The sequence below is a fragment of the Klebsiella sp. GG_Kp173 genome, from assembly GCF_040062415.1.
GTDB classification, from domain to species: Bacteria; Pseudomonadota; Gammaproteobacteria; order Enterobacterales; family Enterobacteriaceae; genus Klebsiella; species Klebsiella quasipneumoniae.
On sequence record NZ_JBEAFZ010000071.1, the window covers coordinates 1 to 677 of the forward strand.

Genomic DNA, 677 nt, shown 5'->3' on the forward strand with positions numbered 1-677 from the left:
GACTATCACTTATTTAAGTGATATTGGTTGTCTGAAGATTCAGGGGGTCAGTCTAAGCTTGTCCCACGGGATGAGTTCAGTGCGGTCATACAGGTCGATACGGTTAGCGCCCTTAATCTCCACAAGCTCCTTCGGCTCTGCGGCCATTTTGTAAGCTGTATCGGTATAGGTGCGGGATGGTGCAGCATCACCCACGACAAAGAGTATTGGTCGCGGTGAAATGGACTCGATATCGATAAACGGATGGAAGTTCATGAATTTCGCATAGGTCGCCGGTGTTGAGCGGCGATCGTTGGATGCCACCTTACCGCGCTCCGTCTGATAAAAGTCATTGGACTCTTTACCTTCGATGAACACCGGATCGTTTTGCCCGGGACCATAAACGGGTTGCCCGGTTTCAGCAGTTTTGTAGCGTTGTTCTGCTGCAATCGCCAGGTCCTTGTTTCTCATTTCCACGGTCCGCTCATGGTTCAGACCGGTACGAAAATATTCGCCCATGTCGTACATGCTGACGGTGGCGAGCGCCTTGATGCGGGGATCCATTTTTGTCGCGGCAATGGCAAAGCCGCCGCTACCGCAGATACCTATCACGCCAATTTTTTCACGGTCCACAAATGCGCGCGGGCTTTGTTGAATAAATCAGATTTCGGGTAAGTCTCCCCCGTAGCGGGTTGTGT

The 677-nt window shown here is 51.6% G+C and carries 1 protein-coding gene; it reads right to left on the bottom strand.

Annotated features, from left to right (window positions below; translation table 11 throughout):
* Positions 1–39: 39 nt before the first annotated feature.
* Complete coding sequence (locus ABLU50_RS16215; protein WP_348864862.1) at positions 40–612, bottom strand: hypothetical protein; 573 nt, start codon at positions 610–612, stop codon at positions 40–42.
* Positions 613–677 lie beyond the last annotated feature (65 nt).